This is a genomic window from Massilia phosphatilytica, from assembly GCF_977014125.1.
The window spans coordinates 1-1,179 of sequence record NZ_CDRNIL010000065.1 but is presented as its reverse complement, the minus strand read 5'-3'; the positions used below and the strand labels follow the sequence as shown (position 1 = coordinate 1,179).

The window sequence follows — 1,179 nt, the reverse complement described above, 5'->3', positions numbered from 1 at the left end:
CGTTTTTAGAGCGCGCTAAAAGTAGAGGTTAAGCGGCAAGGGCAAGTTTCTGTTTTGGTGTGATACCGCCGAGTGCCATGTTCGGCCGGTCGTGATTGTAGGTCCACAGCCAGCGAGTGGCAAATTCCTGGATCTGGTCGAGCGTTTCAAAGAGATGATGCGCTAGCCAGTCGTAGCGCACGGTCCTGTTATAACGCTCAACGTAGGCGTTTTGCTGAGGCTGGCCTGGCTGGATGAAATCGATGCGGATGCCGCGCCTGGCAGCCCAAGCCAACGTCACTGCGCTGATGTATTCCGGGCCGTTGTCGCAGCGGATCGCGTTCGGTTTGCCGCGCCATTCGATAATCCGGTCCAGCGACCTGACGACGCGTTCAGATGGCAGCGAGAAGTCGACCTCAATTCCCAAGCCCTCGCGGTTGAAGTCATCGATGACGTTGAACAGGCGGATGCTGCGTCCGTCGGCAAGCTGGTCATGCATGAAGTCCATCGACCAGCTCTGGTTGATCGCAGTCGGCACAGCCAATGGCAGCGGCTTCTCGCGTACCAGGCGGTGACGGGGCTTGATCCGCAGGTTCAGCTCGAGCTCACGATAAATCCTGTAGACGCGCTTGTGGTTCCATTTGAACCCTTTGACGTTGCGCAGGTACAGGAAACACAGCCCGAAGCCCCAGTTCCGCTGGTTGTTCGTTAGCCGCACCAACCAATCAGCGATGAGGCTGTTTTCCTCGTCCAGCTTGGCCTTGTACCGGTAGCAGGTCTGGCTGATGCCAAACGCCCGGCATGCCAGATTAATCGTGGCTGACCGCTGTGCCACGGCCCACTGCGCCATCTCTCGCCGCTGAGATGGCGCTACCACTTTTTTGTCAGCGCCTCGGCGACGATTTCGGCCTTGAGACGCTCCTCGGCATACATCTTCTTCAAGCGCCGATTCTCGTCCTCCAACTCCTTCATGCGTGCCATGAGCGACGCGTCCATGCCGCCGTACTTGGCGCGCCATTTATAAAACGTGGCATTGCTTATGCCGTGCTCGCGGCACAGCTCCGGGACAGGGCTGCCGGCTTCGGCTTGCTTGAGGATGGCGATGATCTGGCTGTCGGTAAAGCGGGACGTCTTCATGTAGAGCTTTCTGTTAAGTAGAAAATTCTACTTCTAAACGCGCTCTTTTTGCGGGGGGATTAC

The 1,179-nt window shown here is 57.4% G+C and carries 1 protein-coding gene; it reads right to left on the bottom strand.

Going from position 1 to position 1,179, the window contains the following annotated elements:
• Nucleotides 1-28: 28 nt before the first annotated feature.
• Nucleotides 29-1,116 (bottom strand): IS3 family transposase gene (locus ACWNCF_RS02370; protein ID WP_449405881.1). Its coding sequence is split into 2 segments (ribosomal slippage): nt 29-864 and nt 864-1,116, totalling 1,089 coding nucleotides; the frame shifts between segments, so codons are not numbered across the junction.
• Between the last annotated feature and the right edge of the window lie 63 nt (nt 1,117-1,179).